Origin of the sequence: Rhizomicrobium electricum, from assembly GCF_011762045.1 — a bacterium.
GTDB lineage: Bacteria > Pseudomonadota > Alphaproteobacteria > Micropepsales > Micropepsaceae > Rhizomicrobium > Rhizomicrobium electricum.
The window spans coordinates 260,007-279,180 of the sequence record NZ_JAASQS010000007.1 but is presented as its reverse complement, the minus strand read 5'-3'; the positions used below and the strand labels follow the sequence as shown (position 1 = coordinate 279,180).

At 63.7% G+C, this 19,174-nt stretch carries 15 protein-coding genes; 6 read left to right on the top strand and 9 right to left on the bottom strand.

Going from position 1 to position 19,174, the window contains the following annotated elements; genetic code table 11:
• Positions 1 to 2,691, bottom strand: a complete 2,691-nt coding sequence (gene ppc, locus FHS84_RS15350) for a phosphoenolpyruvate carboxylase (protein WP_166935885.1) — start codon at positions 2,689 to 2,691, stop codon at positions 1 to 3.
• Positions 2,692 to 3,117: 426 nt separating this feature from the next.
• Between ppc and FHS84_RS15345 the strand changes: the two genes are divergently transcribed.
• A complete protein-coding gene (locus tag FHS84_RS15345; RefSeq protein ID WP_166935883.1) occupies positions 3,118 to 3,627 on the top strand; it encodes a DUF3237 domain-containing protein in 510 nt (169 codons plus the stop codon).
• A gap of 56 nt (positions 3,628 to 3,683) precedes the next feature.
• Here FHS84_RS15345 and FHS84_RS15340 read toward each other — a convergent pair whose 3' ends face one another.
• A complete protein-coding gene (locus FHS84_RS15340) occupies positions 3,684 to 3,938 on the bottom strand; it encodes a hypothetical protein (RefSeq protein ID WP_166935881.1) in 255 nt (84 codons plus the stop codon).
• A gap of 382 nt (positions 3,939 to 4,320) precedes the next feature.
• Between FHS84_RS15340 and FHS84_RS15335 the strand changes: the two genes are divergently transcribed.
• Positions 4,321 to 4,698 carry a SecDF P1 head subdomain-containing protein gene (locus tag FHS84_RS15335; protein ID WP_166935879.1) on the top strand — a complete coding sequence of 126 codons (378 nt, stop codon included), beginning with the start codon at positions 4,321 to 4,323 and terminating at the stop codon, positions 4,696 to 4,698.
• 106 nt (positions 4,699 to 4,804) lie between these two features.
• Here the strand turns inward: FHS84_RS15335 and FHS84_RS15330 are convergent, their stop codons facing one another.
• From FHS84_RS15330 to FHS84_RS15310, 5 genes are all read right to left on the bottom strand, one after another.
• Positions 4,805 to 6,886 carry a PocR ligand-binding domain-containing protein gene (locus FHS84_RS15330; protein WP_166935877.1) on the bottom strand — a complete coding sequence of 694 codons (2,082 nt, stop codon included), beginning with the start codon at positions 6,884 to 6,886 and terminating at the stop codon, positions 4,805 to 4,807.
• A gap of 266 nt (positions 6,887 to 7,152) precedes the next feature.
• The gene (locus FHS84_RS15325; RefSeq protein ID WP_166935875.1) at positions 7,153 to 8,016 is read right to left on the bottom strand and encodes a universal stress protein; all 864 of its coding nucleotides are present in this window, start codon (positions 8,014 to 8,016) and stop codon (positions 7,153 to 7,155) included.
• A 141-nt stretch (positions 8,017 to 8,157) separates the two neighbouring features.
• On the bottom strand, positions 8,158 to 8,886 hold the full coding sequence (locus FHS84_RS15320; protein ID WP_166935873.1) for a helix-turn-helix domain-containing protein: 729 nt from the start codon (positions 8,884 to 8,886) through the stop codon (positions 8,158 to 8,160).
• Positions 8,887 to 9,016: 130 nt separating this feature from the next.
• Positions 9,017 to 11,704, bottom strand: coding sequence for a bifunctional acetate--CoA ligase family protein/GNAT family N-acetyltransferase (locus FHS84_RS15315; RefSeq protein WP_166935871.1), 2,688 nt, complete (start codon positions 11,702 to 11,704; stop codon positions 9,017 to 9,019).
• Between the two features lie 61 nt (positions 11,705 to 11,765).
• Positions 11,766 to 12,359: an NAD(P)H-dependent oxidoreductase gene (locus FHS84_RS15310; protein ID WP_166935869.1), complete on the bottom strand. Its 594-nt coding sequence runs from the start codon at positions 12,357 to 12,359 to the stop codon at positions 11,766 to 11,768.
• Positions 12,360 to 12,660: 301 nt separating this feature from the next.
• Between FHS84_RS15310 and FHS84_RS15305 the strand changes: the two genes are divergently transcribed.
• From FHS84_RS15305 to FHS84_RS15295, 3 genes are read left to right on the top strand one after another with little or no spacing between them, the layout of a single operon-like run.
• The gene (locus tag FHS84_RS15305) at positions 12,661 to 12,930 is read left to right on the top strand and encodes an ElaB/YgaM/YqjD family protein (RefSeq protein WP_166935867.1); all 270 of its coding nucleotides are present in this window, start codon (positions 12,661 to 12,663) and stop codon (positions 12,928 to 12,930) included.
• 6 nt (positions 12,931 to 12,936) lie between these two features.
• Positions 12,937 to 13,365: a hypothetical protein gene (locus tag FHS84_RS15300; protein ID WP_166935865.1), complete on the top strand. Its 429-nt coding sequence runs from the start codon at positions 12,937 to 12,939 to the stop codon at positions 13,363 to 13,365.
• Positions 13,362 to 14,387, top strand: coding sequence for a Gfo/Idh/MocA family protein (locus tag FHS84_RS15295; protein WP_166935863.1), 1,026 nt, complete (start codon positions 13,362 to 13,364; stop codon positions 14,385 to 14,387). The genes FHS84_RS15300 and FHS84_RS15295 overlap by 4 nt, the downstream gene beginning before the upstream one ends.
• Positions 14,388 to 14,453: 66 nt before the next feature.
• Here FHS84_RS15295 and FHS84_RS15290 read toward each other — a convergent pair whose 3' ends face one another.
• Together FHS84_RS15290 and pstS are read right to left on the bottom strand one after the other, a co-directional pair.
• The gene (locus FHS84_RS15290; protein WP_166935861.1) at positions 14,454 to 17,174 is read right to left on the bottom strand and encodes a M16 family metallopeptidase; all 2,721 of its coding nucleotides are present in this window, start codon (positions 17,172 to 17,174) and stop codon (positions 14,454 to 14,456) included.
• Between the two features lie 96 nt (positions 17,175 to 17,270).
• The gene (pstS, locus tag FHS84_RS15285; protein ID WP_166935859.1) at positions 17,271 to 18,272 is read right to left on the bottom strand and encodes a phosphate ABC transporter substrate-binding protein PstS; all 1,002 of its coding nucleotides are present in this window, start codon (positions 18,270 to 18,272) and stop codon (positions 17,271 to 17,273) included.
• A gap of 218 nt (positions 18,273 to 18,490) precedes the next feature.
• Between pstS and FHS84_RS15280 the strand changes: the two genes are divergently transcribed.
• A complete protein-coding gene (locus tag FHS84_RS15280) occupies positions 18,491 to 18,712 on the top strand; it encodes a hypothetical protein (protein ID WP_166935857.1) in 222 nt (73 codons plus the stop codon).
• Positions 18,713 to 19,174 lie beyond the last annotated feature (462 nt).

The following is a 19,174-nucleotide window of genomic DNA, read 5'->3' as shown; positions in this document are numbered from 1 at the left end:
TCACCCGGAATTGCGCAGGCCCGCGGAAATGCCGTTGATCGACATGTGAATGGCACGCGACGTGCCTTCACTGTCGTCACCGGCTCTGCGGCGGCGCAACAGATCGACCTGCAAATGGTTGAGGGCGTCGATGTAAGGCAGTCTCAGCCGGATCGAACTCAAGAGCTTCGGGCTGCGTTCCAGTAATGCCCGTTGCTCGGTGAGTGCGAGGATCGCCTCGACCGTGGCGTGCCATTCCTTTTCGATGCTCGCAAAAATAGCGCGCGCCAGATCCTTGTCTTCCACCAGTTCGGAATAGCGCCGGGCGATCGGCAGCGACGATTTCGCCAGCACCATTTCCATGTTGGAGACGGTGGTGCGGAAGAACGGCGAGGTCTTGTAGAGCGGTCGCAAGTGCTCCATCCCCATCTCGCGCACGGCGGTGCCGAAGCCGTACCAGCCGGGCAGCATCACGCGCGCCTGGCTCCACGAGAACACCCACGGAATGGCGCGCAAATCCTCGATCCGCGCCGATGATGAGCGTGAGGCCGGTCGCGAGCCGATCTTGAGATCGGAGATTTCCGGCAACGGGGTCGATTCGCGGAAATAGGTGACGAACCCCTCGGTGTCGTAGACGAGCGCGCGGTAGGCCTTGAATGCCACTTCGCTCATCATCGAGAGGAGGATGGCCGCCTCGCCGTCGGCCGCGTCGGTCTCGTGATTCAGCTCCGACAGCATGGCGGCGACGATGATGGTTTCGAGGCTGCGACGGCCGATCTCGGGATCGCCGTACTTCGACGCGACCACCTCGCCCTGCTCGGTAATCCGGATGCCGGACGCCGACGCATTGCACGGCAGCGCCCGGATGGCGTCGAACGAAGACCCGCCACCGCGACCGACCGCACCGCCACGACCGTGGAAGAACCGCATCCTGACGCCGCGCGCGGCGGCCAGATAGGTGAGGCGCGCGATCGAGGTGCGGATTTCCCAGTTCGAGGTGAGATAGCCGCCGTCCTTGTTGGAATCGGAATAGCCGATCATCACTTCCTGGACGGAGCCCTGCCCGTCGAGGAGCGCGCGCACGAACGGCATGTCGAGCCAGGCGCGCATGATCTCGTCGGAGGCGCGCAAGTCGGGGATGGTTTCGAACAGCGGCACGATCCTGAGCGACCCGCGCGGCTTCTCGTCCGGCACGAACAGACCGGTTTCCTTCATCAGAAGCGCGGTCTCGAGGAAGTCCGAAACGCTTTCGGTGTGCGAGATGACGTAATTGCTGATCGCGCCGCTGCCATACCGACGCAGAATCTCGGCCGCCTTGTCGCCGATCTCGAGCTCGCTGGCGGTCTGCTCGGAATAGCTGCGGTAAGGCGAGCGCAAGAGTCGCGGCGAGGACAGTTCCTGCATCAAGAGCGCGACGCGCTCTTTTTCCTTCAAGGCGCGATAGGACGGGACCACGCCGGCGCTCACCAGAAGCTCGTCGACGACGTGCTCGTGCACGACGGAGTTCTGGCGCAAATCCATGGTGGCCAGATGGAAGCCGAAGGCGCCGACCGCTTCGCGCAAGGTCAGGAGCCGGCCGTCGGCGAGATCGCCGTCGCCATTCTCCCGCAAGGATTCGACGATCACCGTCAGATCGGCGGCGAATTCTTCCGGCTTTTCGTAAGCCTCGGCCGCCCATCGTGCCTTCAGCGCCGGGCTGTGGCCACACAAGGCTTTGCGGGTGGCGGCAAGCCGCGAATAGCAGGTGATCAGTGCCCGGCGGTAAGGCTCGTCGATCTGGTGGCGCGAGACATGCTCGGGGCTGGCCGCCAACGCCTGCAGCGCCACGCTGGTGCCGGTGAATTCCTCCGCCAGCGACAGCTCGCTGCCAAGCACGTTGACCTCGTTGAGGTAGTGATCGAGCACCACCTCGCATTGGCGCCGCACTGCGTAATCCAGCGTCTGGGCGGTGACGAAGGGATTGCCGTCGCGGTCGCCGCCGACCCAGGAGCCGGGCTTGATGTACGGCATCGTCGCGCCGTTGAGGCCGTAGAGCTTGGCGATGCGGCGCTTGGCCAGCGGCAGCTGGGTGAGGAAAGTGCGCGCGAACACTGCGATGGCGTTCTCGATCTCGTCGGTGACGTGGATGCGCACCGCCCGGAACATGCGCGTCTGCCACAAGGTGCGGATCTCGCGCTTGAGCTGCGCCTCGATCTCGGAGTCTTCGCCCTCGTGGCGGTTGGCGTCGTCGAATTGCTCCAGCAAAAGCGCGATGTCGGCCTCGCGGTCGAGGATCGATTTGCGCCGCACCTCGGTCGGGTGGGCGGTGATCACCGGCGAAATCAGCGCCTGACTGAGATAGGCGCTGGCCTGCTTGGCGGTGACCCGCATGTGGTGCTCGAGCTGCTGCAGCGGGCCCGGCCCCTTCTCCGACCGCACCCAATGGTCGTCGGCGATGTTGGCAAGCTGGGAAAAGATCGAAAAACCGCGGATCAGGAGCGCCACTTCGCGCGGATCGAGTTCGGTGAGCCGCTTGTCGAGCGGCACGTCGCCCGCCCCGCTGCGGTGCTCGCCGACCGACTGGCGGCGGATCTGTTCGACCAGATCGAGGTCGTGCTGCCCCCGCTTCAGCTCGGCTTCGCCGAGGCCGTACTGTTCCTTGATGACGATGCCGAGAATCCGCCCGAGGCGGCGGATGGTTTCATGACTGTCGAGTTGCAGGCTGGGGGGCATAGGGGGCTGTCGGTTTTGGGTGTGAACTTTAGAATGGAAACAAAGCCCGTCGTTATACCGCAACGCAACAAAAAACGGCACCGCTGTTCGGATTTGCCGGACGGCGGGAGCGAACGGCCGACCGATGGTACCAGAAATGGCCGGGCTTACCGCCCCTAACCCACGATCTTGATCTTTGATTTGCGGAATCGGCACCCACACCGGGGGAGGGGGGGTGGTGCGCGCCGGCTGTCCCGAATCGAATTCGAAACGCTCTAAACAAGAGACGGAACACATTGCAAATGCGTCGCAACTCTCAAACGTCGTCGCGACCAAACAGCTCTTTAGATGTGGGGAGCTGTCGGCGGCGGTTCAAGCCCAAAAGCGGCTGGTCCGGGGCGGCATCTCGATTATGGTGACGACCGTCTTTGGGGTCGGGAGGGATAGATGAGGAAGATGAACCGCCGGACCGTCATGGCCGGTGCCGTGGCGGCGGGCGCCGCCGGGGTCATGGCCCGCGCGGCCGAACCGGAAACGCCCGGCATCGCCTTCGCGTTCGAGGCCTATGTCACGATCGGTGCGGCCGAAACCCCCGGCCCGACGCCGTTCGGCGGCCGCAACCGCATCCCGATCACCGGCGGCCATTTCGAAGGGCCGGCTATCAAAGGCAAGGTGCTGCCGGGCGGCGCCGATTGGCAGCTCGTCCGCAGCGACGGCGCGGTGACCCTCGAAGCCGACTACATGATCCAGGCCGACGACGGCACCCTGATCCACGTCCACAACCACGCCGTGGTCAGCGGCAAGCCGGGCACGCCGGACTATTACCTGCGGTGCGCCCCGGTGTTCGAAGCCCCGATCGGAAAGCACGACTGGCTGAACAAAGCCCTCTTCGTCGGCACCGTGACGGTCGAGCCGAAAGGCGACGCCGTGCGGGTGCGGGTCTACAAGGTGACGTGAGGGGGTGTGAAACCGGGCACGAGAGCCCCGGTGCAGCATTACGTATGCGGGATGCTCTACTGCAGCGGCCCAGATGGATCGCGAAGACATCCATAGGCGCGTGCAATGACGAGGAACGAAATCAGGCTATCGATGTAGCTGCGATCCTGCGAGTACGCGACACCATTTATGATGTGGGTCGGCGATTGCTTCGAAGAACCAGCCATCGACCACGGATGCGCCGCAGCCTTGCCCGCCAACGAAATTTCGTCGCGCACATTGTCCGGAGATTTCCGATCCGGCCTCACTGAAGCGGCAGCGCTATCGAGCATGTTACTCCCCTTCCTCAACGGCCACGCGCCCCACGTTCGGACGGAACCCGCGCGACCAGTCCATGGCAACAACCCTAGTCGTGATAGGATTTTGCGAGATAGGCTCGGAAACTACTCAAACGTGCGGGCAAGTGCGGCGGCGGACGATGTCGCTACGCCGCGGTCCGATGGCGGAGGCGAAGATGCTCGAACACGCACGCTGTCGCGATTCCAGAGCGCTACTTGTCGCCTCAGTTTTCGCTACCTATATGCCCGTGCGATGCGCTGAGTGGAGACGAAGATGCTCGAAAGCCGTTTCCCGAAAAGGATCCTTTTTGCGGGACTGATGGCGGGCTGCCTATGCGTCACCCATTCCGCAAATGCCGAACCGGCGTGCCCGCGAATGGAATTCGTCGTTGTTGACGATCACGGCCCGCGCACGATCGCCGAGCCGAACGGAAAAGTCCTGCATCTCAAGGCAGCGCCGCTCCTCACGATGCGCGACTTTACCGGAGCGAACGTAACCCTGACGGAGAACCAGATCGTTTTGAACGTCGACCTCGATCGCGACGGCGCCCAACGCATTCGGCAGTTCAGCAAGAATAACGTCGGAACGAAAATTGCGTTCATCGCAGACGGCGAGGTCATCAAGACGGCCAAGATCCTCGACCCGATTCAGTTCGACGGCTTTCTCGTCGGTCCGCTCGAACGGGCGAAAGCGGATGCCTTGGCGGATGCGATCAACAAGAATGCGGGGCGCGCTGCCTGCAAGCCGGAATGATGGCTGCGGCGGATTCTCCGGCATCGGCTAGTTGCAAAATTTCGCGCCCTCTCCCGCGATAAAGACAAGGGCCATTGCCGCATCGCATCGTTCGGTCGGGGCGGCGTCAGACCGTTAGCGTGCTTATTACGGAGAGGAAAGCCTCGATATCCACCGGCTTGTGCAGCAGCGCGCACTTTGCGAGATCGGCCGGGATCTCCGTGACACCCATGTCGCCGGTCACAAGCACCGCCGGAACTTCGGTGTCGAGCACCTTGCGCACCTGGCGGATCAGGTCGATGCCGTTGACGTCCGGCAAGCGGTAATCGCACAACACCAATCCCGGATTGAGACCCGTTTCCAGCATCCGCAGCGCCGCATCGCGGCTGTGCGCCATGTAGGTCTCGATGCTGTAGGACGACAGCATCATCTGCACCGCGTCGGCGACATCCTGGTCGTCGTCGATCAGCAGCACGACGGGGTGTTCCTGCGCAACTTTTGGAGGAGGCGTTTCCGTTTCGACCGGCGCGGCGGCGTTGTGGGCTTGCGGCAGTTCGATCGAGAACGACGAGCCCGAGCCTAATTCCGACCGCACCGAAATGCGGTGGCCGAGCGTGTCGGCAATGCGCTTGGCGATCGAAAGCCCCAGCCCCAGTCCTTTGCGGCGGTCGCGCGCCGGATTGCCGAGCTGCACATGGTCATCGAATATCGTGGCGAGCGCGCCCGCGGGAATGCCGATGCCGGTGTCCGTGACGGATAGGCAGATCTTGTCGCCCATCTCTACGCAATAGACGCCGATCACTCCCTTGTCGGTATAGCGGATGGCGTTGGTAAGGAAGTTCGACACGATGCGCTCGAGCATCTTGGGGTCGCTGTGCACCATCAGGTCGGTCGGCAGGCTCGACAGAATGAGCCCCTTGTGCCGCGCCAGGGGCTCGGCGCAGGCGACGACCCGCACGAGAAGGTCGTTGAGCGCGAAGTCCCGCAAGCGGGGCTGCAGATGCCCGCTTTCGAGGTCCGAGATGTCGAGCAACGCCTCGAGAATGTCGCCCATCGCCTTCAACGGTTGCCGGATCTTGTCGCACAAGTCCTCAAGGTCTTTGCGCTCAACCTTGCGCGACAGGGCCGAGAGATAAGCGAGCGAGGCTTGCAAAGGCTGGCGCAGGTCGTGGGAGGCGGCGGCGAGGAACGTGCTCTTGGCCTTGTTGGCCGCTTCCGCCGCATCACGCACCAGCATCAGCTCGGCGGTACGGCTCCGCACCGTTTCCTCTAGCTGGTCCTTGTAGCGGCGCAGGTCCTCCTCGGCTTGGTGGCGTGCGGTGATGTCGTCATAGGTGCCCAGCACCCCGATGATCTCGTTGTCCTGATTGCGCAGCGGGACCTTGGCGGTGCGAATCCAGGTCGTGCGGCCGTCGGAGGTGGTAATGGGTTCGTCGTAGGACAGCTTGGCCACACCGCTGTCGATGACGGCGCGATCGTCTTGGCGGTAGGCCTCCGCCTGATCGGCCCACGCCATCTGCGAGTCGTCCTGGCCTACCACTTCGTCCGGGCAGCATTTCCCGGCATCGGCAGCGAACACGGGATTGCAGCCGAGATAGCGCAGGTTCCGGTCTTTCCAGAACACCCGGATGGGGGCCGTATCGATGATGGTCTGCAGGAGATGGCGGGACTCGCGCAGTTCCCGGTTGGCCTCTTCCTTGTTGGCCCGGGCGAGCCCCATCTCGCCGATCAACTGGGCGAGGCGGGTGAAGAACTCCATCATCAACCGGACTTCGGCCTCGCTGAAGACGGGGACTTTGCCGAGTGCCCGCATGTAGCGCGCCTTGTCGAAGCCGAATTCCTCGGCCTGCCGCGCAAAATCGGCCTCATTGGGTTCCTTGAAAAAGAACTGTCCGGTGAAGAAGTTGCCGACGTGTTCCCCGCAGATGATGATCGGTACGGCGACGTCGACCAGTCCGTTCTTGCAGCGATAGACGTTGTATCGTTCGCCGGCCTGCAACTGCCCGGCCAGGGCGGTATCGCTTTCCCGGCAACGCAAGGCCGTCGCCGCATGTCGGCGATGAAACTGAGTGCAGATGTCATGCCACCCGGCAGCGACCAGGACATTTCCCTCCAGGTCGAGCACGGCCGTTACCGCGCCGGTCAGCGAGGAGAAGCTCTCGCACAAAGCTTGCAGTTCGCTGACGGGAATAACTTCGGCAAATTTCATGCGGATATTATCCCATGGGAATGCCCCTCCGTCCATTGCTCGAGGTACGGATGATCGAGGTCTTCGGACATTGGGCGGCGGCGAAGGTCCTTCGCGGCATGAGCGGCGGCGTTGCCGGGCTGGCGTCGATCCGAAGGCGGGAAGAATGCCGTATTGCGGCACCAGCCGTATGTTGGGCTGACGACCGGCAATGCCCGTTCTCGGCAGAGAACCGGACATCGGCGCAACCCTCGATTTCGCGCCCTCTTCCCAAACGGGACGAGGGGTCAATGCATCATCAGCACCGGGATCATCGGGTGGGAGACGATGTGCTCGGTCACGCCGCCGAAGATCGATTCCACCATCTGGCTGTGGCCGTAACCGCCGCAAACAAGAAGATCGAAGCCCTGGTTGGCGGCGGTGTCGAGCAGGACCTCGGCCGTCGAGGCGTCGCCGCGCGGCACGATGCGGGTCTCGCATTTGAGGCCGTGCAACGCGAGATAGGCGGCGACGTCGGAGCCGTTGCCCGGCAAGACGCCGTTCTGCACCGTCAGGATCTCGATCTTGTCGGCGCGGGTGAGGAACGGCAGCGCCGCTGTCAGCGCGTGGCTCGACACGATCGAGCCGTCCCAGGCGACGGCGATGCGCTTGCCGACGCTTTCCGGCATGTGTTCGGCGGACAGCAGCACCGGGCGGCCGACCTTGGTCAGGGTACGGATGAACGCATCCTGCACTTCGGGTTCGTCGGTCTCGCGGATCGGCGGGAAGACGACGAGATCGCAAAGCCGCGCTTCCTTGTCGAGCGCCCGCGGCAGGTGCTCGCGAATTTCTTCGTAAGACACCGTAACGGTGTCGATCCGTTCCGGCTTGGCGACGATGCGAAGCCCGGCCTCCGCCGCCATCGAGGCCAGCGTCGAGCGCGCCGCCTTGGACGAGGCTTTTTCGAGATCGGCCGCGGTGTCGATCAAATCCTGGACGATGTCGGGCGACAGCGGCAGCTCGCCGTAGGGCACGGTCTCGCGCGGGTCGGCATGGACGAACATCGCCACCACGTGGGCGTTGAACGGCGCCGCGGCGGCAAACGCCGTCGCCAGTGCGAAACGATCGCGCGCAACGCCGGCGACCGGCACCAGAATCTTGACGAACGCCATGACCACTCTCCCGGCTAGCCCCTTGTGCAGCAAAGCCCCTCCGGGCCGCCAAGGCATTGAGAGTTGTCAAATTGTAAGTTGGCCGGTGAAACGGGCTTTCTGCTGCCGCGCCTCTGTGCCCCGCGGGAGCGGGCACGGAAACTACTCCCCGCCGCCCTCGGCGATGGCGGTAAGGCCGGCGAGATCGCGGATCACGATGCGGCGGCGGCTGGGGGTCGCGATGATGTTCTGGCGCTTCAGTTCCGACAGCGCCCGGCAGGTGGTCTCGATGGTGAGGCCGAGATAATCGGCGATGTCCTGGCGGCTGAGCGGCAGGTCGAGGGTGTGGGAATCGTCGGTCCGGCGCTGCATCTCCAGGGCCATGAAGAACGAGGCGACCCGCTCCTTGGCGCTCTGATGGCCGAGCATGGCGACGTGCCGTTCGGCGGCGGCGAGCGACTTGGAGAACATCGCAAGCCGCTTCTGGCTGATGTCGGGATCGCCCTCGGTCAGCGCCGAGATGCAGAGACGCGGGCAGCGCAACGCCACCACGTCGCCGACCGCCTCGGCGGTGGCGGAGTAGTCGTGCGCCAGCTCGATGCCGAAACTCTCGTCGGGCAGGAAGAAGTTCACGATCTGGCGCCGCCCGTCGGCGAAGATGCGCGACAGCCGCACGGCGCCTTCCACCACGCGATAGGAAAAGCGCGCTTCGTCGCCTTTGGCGTAGATCGTCTCGTTGCGCGCGAAGTGCACGGTCACGCCGTGGGCTTCCATGTCGGATTTCGAAATGCAGCCGGTATCGGCGAAAAAGCGGCAGCCATGTTCGCAAGCTGCCGGCTTGGCGGAATCGCCGGGCGTATCGATTGCACTCTCTGCCAGTCTGCGCTGCACCAGGACTCACTTTCGGCGACACGTGTGACGCTGCCGACCTCCAGAATAGCGCGAGGGGGCGGCTCCGTGTAAAGAGCCACCCCCTCTAGGTAATTTCCGAAAATCCCGTAAGGAATTTGCGGTTTTTTTCTTACAGCTTCAGCGAGGTCACGACCATTTCGGGCGAACCCGGAATGGCGGTCACGGTGAAGCCGAGATCCTTACACAGCGCCAGCATCATCGAGTTCTCGGTCAGCACGTCGCCGTGGATTTCCTTGACGCCGTAGGCCTTTGCGTACTCGACGATGCGCTTCATCAGCGCCGTGCCGAGGCCGTGGCCCTTGAGGTCGGAGCGTACCAGCACCGCATATTCGCCCTTTTCCTTGTTCGGATCGGACGAGAAGTTGCCGACGCCAACAAGCTCGTTCTTGTCGTTGAACATGACGAACGCCATGTCGCGATCATAGTCGATATGCGTCAGGCGACTGAGCAGGCTGGTCGGCAGCGTGCGCAGCGGCGAGAAGAAACGCAGGCGGACGTCTTCCGCCGCCAGCTTGGCGAAGAACTCGGTGAACACCTTGTAGTCTTCGGGACGGACCGGACGGACGAAGAATTCGCCGGCACCCGAAACCGCTTCGTGGGCTTCAAGCTCCTTCGGATAGGGCTTGATGGCCAGACGCGCATCGCGAGCACCTTCGCCGGCCACGCCGAGCTTGATGCGGGCATCGACCGCGATCACGCCCTTCTCGTCGCAGAGCAGCGGGTTGATGTCGAGTTCCTTGATCTCCGGGAAGTCGCAGATCAGCTTCGACACGCGCACCAGCACGTCGGCAACATCGTTGATGGCTGCCGGCGGACGATCGCGGAAGCCCTTCAGCTGCTTGTAGATGCGGGTGTGGGTGATCATGTCCATGGCGAGCGTGGTGTTGATCGGCGCCAGCGCCAGGCTGGAGTCCGCCACCACTTCCACCGACACGCCGCCCTGACCGAACAACAGGTAGGGGCCGAAGGTGTTGTCGACCGCGACGCCGCAGATCAGTTCGTAGGCGCGCGGACGCTTGATCATTTCCTGCACCAGGAAGCCGTCGAGCTTGGCCTTGGGGCAGTTCTTGCCGACGGTGACGAGCATCTGCTCGGCCGCGGCCTTGGCTTCTTCCGGCGTTTCGAGGTTCAGCTTCACGCCGCCGACATCCGACTTGTGGGTAATCTCGGGCGACATGATCTTGATCACGATCGGCGCCTTCCAGTCGGCCGAAATCGCGGCGACGTCGGCCGGCGTCTTGGCGGCCTTCGAGCGGGCGATCGGGATCTGGTAGCAGGCGAAGAGGTCGGACAGCGACACGGCATCGAGCCAGAGCTGCTTTTCGCCCATCGCCTTGTCGATAATCGACTTGGCCTTCTTTTCGTCCGGAACGACGTTCTCGCCCTTGGACGGAGGCACTTCCATCAACAGGTTCTGGATGCGGCTGAAGTGCGCCAGATGCATGAAGGCGCGGATCGCCTTTTCCGGCGTCTCATAGGTCGGAATGTTGGCGGCGCGGAACGCATCGCGGGCCTTCTGGGTTTCTTCCGACGAACCGAGCCAGTTGGTGAAGATCGGACGGGTCGTGCCCTTGACGGCTTCGACCACGGCCTCGGCGCCTTCCAGGCTCGACGCCACGGCGGTCGGGCAATAGAGGACCACGGTGCCGTCGGCATCGGGAACCTCGTTGCAGATCTTCATGGTGTCGTAGAAGCGCTTGCCGGGGGCGTCGCCGATGATGTCGACCGGATTGCCGCGCGACCAGGTCGGCGGGCAGACGACGTCGATCTTCTTGATCGTCTCTTCCGAAATGTCGATCAGGTTGCCGCCGAGATCCGACAGCTTGTCCACCGCCATCACGCCGGCGCCGCCGCCGTTGGTGACGATGAGCAGACGGTCGCCGGTGACACGGCCGGGCTTCGACAACGTCTCGATGGCGTCGAAGATTTCGTCGAGGTCGCGGGCGCGCAGAATGCCGCAACGATTGAACACCGCATCATAGACGCCGTCGGCACCGGCGAGCGCGCCGGTATGCGAGGACGCCGCCTTGGCGGCAGCCGCCGAACGGCCGGCCTTGATGGCGATGACGGGCTTGATGCGGGCGATCGAACGGGCCGCCGAGATGAACTTGCGCGGGCTGAAGCCGTGCTTGTGACCGGCCGCTTCGACATAGAGCACGACCGCATCGGTATCGGGGTCCTGCGCCATGTAATCGAGCATGTCGCCGAAATCGGAGTCGGCTTGGTCGCCCATCGAAACCAGATGGCTGAAGCCGACGCCCTTGTTCAGCGCCCAGTCGAGCATGGTGGCGACGAGCGCACCGGACTGCGCCACGAACGCGACGCGGCCCTTCTTCGGCTTGGCTTCGGCGAACGAGGCATTGACGCCGGCCGGAGTCGAAATGATGCCGATGCAGTTCGGACCGGCAATGCGAAGGCCGTGCTTCTTGGCGTTCGCGAGCATGTGATATTCGAGCGTCTGGCCGTCGGGGGCCAGCATGTCGCGCAGACCGGCGGTGATCACCACTGCGCCGCGCGTGCCGCGAGCGCCGAGCTGGTCGATGATGCCGGGGATGGTGGCGGGAGGCGTGGCGATGCACGCCATGTCGGGCGTGATCGGCAGGCTGGCGACGTCCTTGTAGGCGAGCACGCCGTTGATCGCTTGCGCCTTCGGATTGACCGGCATGATCGGGCCTTTGAAGCCGCCGGTGAGAAGGTTCTCGGCCAACACCGCACCGATCGACTTCGGCTTCGTGCTGGCACCGATCAGAGCAATGCTCTTGGGATGGAACAAGGCATCAAGGTTGCGTATCGACATGCATCGCGCCTCTTTAGGTTTGGCGGCCTGTTAAACCTCTGTCCGAACGATTGCCAGACAGTCAGTGTGGGCCGAATTGTCTCGCCACGGCTTCGCGCACGGAGTCCTGGTGGCGTGCCACAACATCGCCACGAATCCCCGGAACGACACTGCCAAAATGAACGTGATCGACGACGGAGAGACCACAAACCGCCGACACGTGTTCGTCGAACAGCGTCCGCACCGCTTCCCAGGCTCCGGTTTTACGGACCCATTCGCTCGGTTTGCCGGACGCCGTGAAACTGATCAGCTTGCGGCCCGTCAGCAACGGCTCGTTGCCGGCGCGACCGTTGCCGTAAGCAAATCCAAAACCAAAAACGCGATCGAGATAGCCCTTCAGCATCGCCGGCGGAGCGTTGAGCCAGAACGGATAAAAAAGAGCAAACACATCGACGTCCGCGAGCAGGAGGCGCTCTGCAACCACATCGGGCCGCGGCGCGAAGCCGGCGGCGGACGGAATCTCGTCGGCCTTCAGGCAAGGATCGAACGCCATGCCATAGAGGTCGCGCATGATTGTTTTATGTCCCAGCGCCTCGGCAGCCTCGGCATAGGCCATCGCCAGCGAGGAGACGAAACTGCGGGGATTGGGGTGGGCGACGATCAGGGCATGCTGCATGGCGGGTTCCCTCGGCATAGCGGGGCTAGGCGCCCTGTTGTGCGGGCGTGCGACGGCGAACGCATTGCGCAATGTCAAAAATACACCCGCCCAAGGGGCAGAAATACATACGGTTCTTCCTGTATTTGAGACCCGAATTCCCGTATGAGGAAGGGGCATACCTCGGGCACTGCCCACAGGCGAATTCGTCCGGGGTCTTGCCCTGCGGCAATATGCTGCCACAGTGTAGCAATAGGAATTCATGCGGGTGTGCGACCCGGCCCCATATCTTAGGTGGGTGCAACTTTAGGATGGAACTGCCATGGCAAACGAAGACGTGAAGAAGCTGTCGGATGACGTGGGCGAGTTGAAGGCCGGCTTCACGCGGATCGCCGAAACCCTGTCGGATCTGGTGCGTCAGCGCGGCCAGGAAGCCAAAGCCCGGCTCGAAGCCACTGCCGAAGACACCTGGGCGGAAGCCAAGGAGAAGTTCGAGGGCGTCAAGCAGAAGATCCACGAAGATCCGGTCACGGCCGTGGTGGCCGCTTTCGGCATCGGCCTGCTGGTCGGTATCCTGTTCGGCCGCCGCTAAGCTTAGATGAAAGCGAGCTTCATTCGCATCGCGATCATGGCCGCGGTGGCGCTGGTTGCCGCGGTCTTCCTCATCGCGACCGGCGCGTTCCTCTGCGTGGCGCTCTATGAGGGTCTGAAACTGGTGGTGCCGGTTCCGGCACTGGCGGCTTTGGCGACGGCGGCAATCCTGATGTTTTTGTCGGGAATCGTCCTCGCCATCGGCTCGGCCATCGCGCGGGCGGCGGAACGCAAGGCGCGTCTGGAAGCCCAAAAGAAAGGTCCCGCCACCGCCAAGATCGGCCTCGAACTCGGCCGCATCCTGGGTGAAAGCGCCGCCGGCTACATCGGCAAAAACCCCGTCCAGGTGCTGATCGGCGCTCTGGCGGTCGGCTTTGCCGTCGGCGCGGTGCCGAAACTGCGGTCCTTCCTGATGGGCTTCATGAAGGCAAAATGAGCCGTATCGCCCTGATCGGTCTCGGCATGGCGGTCACGCCCCATGCCAAAAGTCTTGTCGACCTCGGCGCCGACGTGGTGGCGATGAGCCCGAGCGAAAGCCGCCGTCAGGCGTTCGCCGCGCGCTTCCCCTTCCCCACCACCGGCGATCTAAATGCCATCGCCGCCGACAAGAGCATCGAAGCGGTCGGCCTTCTCACCCCGCCCAATACCCATCTCGAACTGATCGAGACCTTCGCCGCGGCGGGCAAACACATTCTTCTCGAAAAGCCGCTCGATATCACGCCGGCGCGCGCCGAGGCGGTCGTGGCGGCGGGCGAAAAGCACGGCGTCACCATTGCGGTGGTGCTGCAGCACCGCTTCAAACCGGCGGCGGAAAAACTGGCGGCGCTGCTGGCCAGCGGCCGGCTGGGCAAAATCGTGTCCTGCTCGACCCGCATTCCGTGGTGGCGGCCGCAAAGCTATTACGACGAGCCGGGCCGCGGCAGCTTTGCCCGCGACGGCGGCGGGGTCCTCATCAGCCAGGCCATTCATACTCTCGATCTGATGCTGAGCCTGGCCGAACCGGTGGCCGGCCGCCTCACCGACGTCTGCGGCTTCACCGCGACAACCGCCGTGCATCGCATGGAAACCGAGGACTACGCCGCGTCGGCGGTGCGGTTCGCGGGTGGTGCGCTCGGCGTCATCGAAGCCACGACGGCGCGTTATCCCGGCGATGTCGAACGCATCGATTTCATCGGCACCGAAGGCACGGCGACCCTCTCCGGCTACGGCTTTTCGGCACGGTTCCATGACGGTTCCGAGGACGGCTTCACCCCGCCGCCTACGGCCGGCGGCGGCGGTGCCGATCCGATGGCCTTCCCGCACGATCTGCACCGGGCGGTCTGGGCCGATTTCTTCGATGCCATCGCGCATAAGCGCGCGCCCCGCATCACCGCCCGCGAAGCGCTGAAAGTCCATCGCCTGATCGAGGCGATGCTCGAAGCGGGAAAATCGGGCGCGACGGTGAACGTGCGGGAATAGCGAATAGAAAAGGGGCCTGACGGGAGCACCCGGTCAAGCCCCTGTTCGCTACGGTATTCGCCACCTCTACTTCGGCGCCGGGCCTTGCGTGATACGCACGAGATCGTTCGGGCGGATCCACTTGGCGAAGGCGGCCTGCACTTCCGCTGCGGTCGTCGCCACGTATTTCTTGGCGGCGAGCGTCGGTTCGTCGAGCGGCAGGTCGTATTCGGTGCGGTCGAGGAAGCCGCGGGCGATGTCGTCGACGCTGGCCTCGCCGAGCGGCAACTGGCGCAGCACCATCGCCTTGACGCGATCGAGTTCCTCCTGCGGCACAGGCTTTTCCTGCATCGTCTTGAGGTTCTGCACCACGATGGCCGCCGCCTTGGTCACGTTCTCGGGATCGCAGGCGTATTGGACGAAGTAGTTGCCGCGCGTGCGCCCCGATTGTAGCGACGAACCCACCGAGTAGACGAGGCCCGCGTTCTTCCTGAGGTCGATCGACAGGCGGGTCGAATAGAAGCCGCCGCCGAGCACCTCATTGCCGAGCGAAAGTGCGTAGTAGTCGGCATCGGTGCGCTTCGGCGCCAGATTCTGGGCGAGAAGCACGCTGTCCTGCACCCGGCTGTCGTCGGGCACCGCCACTTGTGCCGGCTTGTTGGCGGGCGGCACCGGCAGATCGACCGGCGGCTTGGGACCCTCCGCCGTCCAGGCCCCGAAATGCTTGGCGATGACCTCTTTGGCCTTCTCGGGCGTGACGTTGCCGATCACCACGATGGTCGTCATGTCGGGCCGGAAGACGGTTTTATAGTAGGCCAGCACGTCGGCACGCTTGAGACCGATCACGGTGGCGCCGGTGGCTTCACGCCGCGACGGATCGTCGGGCGCGAACAGCGCTTCGACCATCGCACGCTGCGCCAGGTAGCCCGGCGTGTGATTGCGCGATTCCACCGACTGGGCGATCTGCGGCAGGATCGCGGTGAGTGCCTCCTGCGGCAATGCCGGCTGAAGCTGGTGCTGGGCGAGAAGTTCGACGCCGCGGTCGAAATCCTGCGCCAGAACGTGCAGCGAAAAATCGGCGCCGCCGCGTTCCTGCGCGCCGATGGCGTCAAGTTCCTTCTCGAAAGCGAGGCGGTCGAGTTTTTCGGTGCCGAAGTTGAACAGCGAACCGAGCAGGATGTTCACGCCGTCCTTGCCCGGCGGCATCTGCGTCTCCGCCCGGTTGCGGATATGACCGTAGACATTGACCGTATCCGAGACCTTGGTCGGCTGGACGATCAGGCGAAGCCCGTTGGGCAGCACCGTATCCACCGGCGCCAGCGTGGTTTCGGGCACGTCGAGCCGGTTCATTGCGGCGTTGGCCCAATCCGGCAGCGGCACCGGCTTGGCTTCGCCGAGATTGATCGTCTCCATGCCGCCGGTCGGAGTGCTCGACGCCACCGGCTTGCCCGACCCCTTGGGCAGCAACAGACCCGAGATAGACGCATCGAGTTTCAGATACTCGCGCGCCACCCGGTTGACATCTTCGACCGTGACCTTCTCGATCCGCTTGAGGTCTTCGTCGGGCGATTTGAGGCCGTAAAGCGCTACCGCGTCGGACCACACCGAGGCGAGATCGGCGATCGAGTTCTTCTGCAATTCGCTGCTGCGCCGTTCCTGCAGTTTGGCCGCTTCGACCAGGTCCGCCGGAACGCCGTCGCGCGCCACTTTCTCGAGGATTTCGCGCACGCGCGCTTCCAGCGCATTGCCGTCGGCGCCGGGCGCGTAACTCACCGCGGCATAGGCGATCGACGCCTTTTCCTGCGGTTCGAGCGAGAATTCGGTGCCGAGCGCCTTGCCGGCCGCGACCAGTCCGTAGAGTTCGAAGCGGCGGCTGGACAGCACGTCGGCGAGCACTTCGAGGGCCGGAAAATCCTTCGATTTCAGGCCGGGAAAGCGCATCGCGATGACGCGCGTGTAGTTGGGATAATCGGAGTCGATGGTGAAGATCGCGGGCTTCACCGGCTTGAAGGCGAACTTCGCCCGCGCCGGCAATGCACGCGACGGAATCGCCCCGAACAGCGTCTTGATCTTCGCCAGCGTCGCCTTGGGATCGACATTGCCGACCAGCACCAGAATGGCGTTGTTCGGTGCGTACCATTTGGCGTGGAACGCCTTGAGATCGGCGCCGCTGGTCTTTTCGAACGACGGCCGGGTGCCGAGCGCGTCATGTTCGTAGGGCGTGCCGGCGAACAGTTCCGACCGCAGCCGCTCGTACAGCTTGTAGCCGGGCGCCGACTGGTCCTGCGCCACTTCCTGTTCGATGGCGCCGCGCTCCTTGGCCCATTCCGCTTCGGTGGAATCGAGGCCCTTCATCCTGAGCGCCTCGATGTTGAGCGCCACGTCGACGTCTTCGGCCGGCACCGTATAGAGGTACTGGGTGAGGCTGCCGCGGGTGTTGGCGTTGAAATCGCCGCCCATCAGCGCGCCGATATTGGCGAGCTGGTCGGCCGAAAGCCCCGGACTGCCGCGGAACATCATGTGCTCGAGAGCATGGGCGGAGCCGGGAAAGCCGGCCGGCGTGTCGTCGGAGCCGACCAGATAATTGACCGAAGTCGCCACCACCGGCGCCAAAGTGTTGCGAACGATAATGACACGCAATCCGTTCGGCAGCCGGGCCCTGAGAACGGCCAAGTCCCCGCTCGGAGCGACGGCAGCAGGTGCGGCAGCGCGATGGTGATGACGATGGCGGGCTTCGGCCGGGTTGCCGACCGCCACGATGACCAGCGCGGCCGCGATCAGGGCTCGCGTCCGTTCGAATGCGCTCATGCAGGGAACTCCATGGAAAGAGGCAACCTAGAACCGTTCGCCGCCGCCTGTGAAGCGGCGTCGGTGCGGAAAAGTCCAGATTTGCCGAAGGGATGGTTACGGTTTCAGCATCTTGGCCCAGGCCGCCTCGACCTCGGCGACCACCGGCTGCGGCAAAGGCACGTAATGCAGCGACTCGGCCTGGGGACGCCCTTCATGAAGGGCATAGCGCAGGAAACCGACGATCTGCCGGTTGAGGTCCGGCGAGGCGTCGGCGTGCAGCAGCATGTAGGTGGCAGCGGTCAGCGGCCAGCTTTCCCGCCCCAACGGATCGGCGGGTATGGGGTTGTTGTTGCGGCGAAAATCGGCCGTCCGGGCCGCTGCCTGGAAGCTTTGCAAGGTGGGTTCGACGGCGGCGCCGGCGCGATTGATGAGGGCCGTGAAGCTCAAGCGGTTCTGCTGGGCATAGGCGTATTCGACGTAGCCGATGCCTCCTTTGGTCTGCTGCAAGGTGGCGACGACGCCGGCATTGCCCTTCCCCGCCGAGCCGGTGGGCCAAGCGACGGCCGGTCCGGTGCCGACCTCTTTGGCCCAATTCTGCGAGGTCGCTGCGAGATAGGCCGTGAAATGCGCCGTGGTGCCGGAGGCGTCAGAGCGGTGGATCACGATGATCGGCAGCCCCGGCAGGTGCAGTTTGGGGTTCAAGCGGGCGATCGGAGCGGCATCCCAGCGCCGGATGCGGCCGAGATAGATGTCGGCCAGCGTCGGACCGTCGAGCACCAGCGCGCCGGGCGCGATTCCCGGCAGGTTCACAACCGGCACAATCGCGATGAACAGGACGGGGAACTGAACCAGCTTGCCTTTGGCGAGATCGGCGGTCGACAGCGGCAAATCGGTGTTGCCGAAATCGATGGTGCGCGACAGCGACTGACGGATGCCGCCGCCCGATCCGATCGGCTGATAGTTCACTTTCAAGCCGGTGCGGACGCGATAATCCTGCGCCCACAGACTCATCACCGGATAAATCGCCGTGCCGCCGCCGCCGCTGGGATCGGCCTTCGCGGCAACCGCCGCGACCATCACGAGGGCGAGTGCAAAAAGCCCGGATTTCGCAGTCATGGTGATCGTCCTTTTACCCAAGAGTGTCCCACTATAGAGAGCCGCCACGGCCCGCTGCAGTTTGTACGCCGCAGTTTTGACACAAACCGCACCGCTGCGACCAAACGCGCATCCGCATCTTCCACATACCGCCACGGAATAGGTACCAATCCGAATTTCGTGAGCCCATGCCATGGCGTTTGATCCCTCTCACGAAACACAAGCGTTCGTGAGCTGATATGGGTACGTTGATTCGAGTGATTTTCCGCGAAGGCACCCCGAGGACGAAGCTGCGCGTCAGCCAGTCGCGGCGGTCGACGATTGCACGCGAACGCGGGCTCACTCTTTGGCGCGAACGCGACGATCTGGTGATTGCAGCCGCATATCGTGTCGCCCCTCCCGGCGAGACCAAAGTCGAAATTCAGGCGAGTCCGCCGCTCAAATTCGCGCCACAGGCGTAGGCGCAACCTTTTCTGGCGGCCGGGAGCGGCGGTGAAGGCAGGATAGCCTTCGCCGCCGTTTTCTTTTGGCCCGGCCAAACACGACTTGGTCAATAAAATGCGAATGAAGCACACTTACAGAACCCGGCAACGACAGCGCCCGGCATCGCATTTTTCCCAGTTCCCGGCCGCTTTTGCCGCAATAGAAGGCACTCTGGAGATGGCGCAAACCGGTGCGCCTTTGCGTCTCACCGCCGCGCTAATACGTAGCATTGCGAATAATCGGGACAGGTTTATGCGCACGGCTTGCCGCACAAGTAAAAAGCGTCGGCGTCCCAGGAGGAAACTTGATTCTAATCATGTTCGGGGGCGTTGCCAGAATGCTAGTTGCGAAGCGCATTTGTGCGTCTTCGCGCAGGTGCGGCTTTAGCCAAAAGCCAACAAAAAGAGTGCGCCAAACCGGCGCAACCCTGAAGACACAAC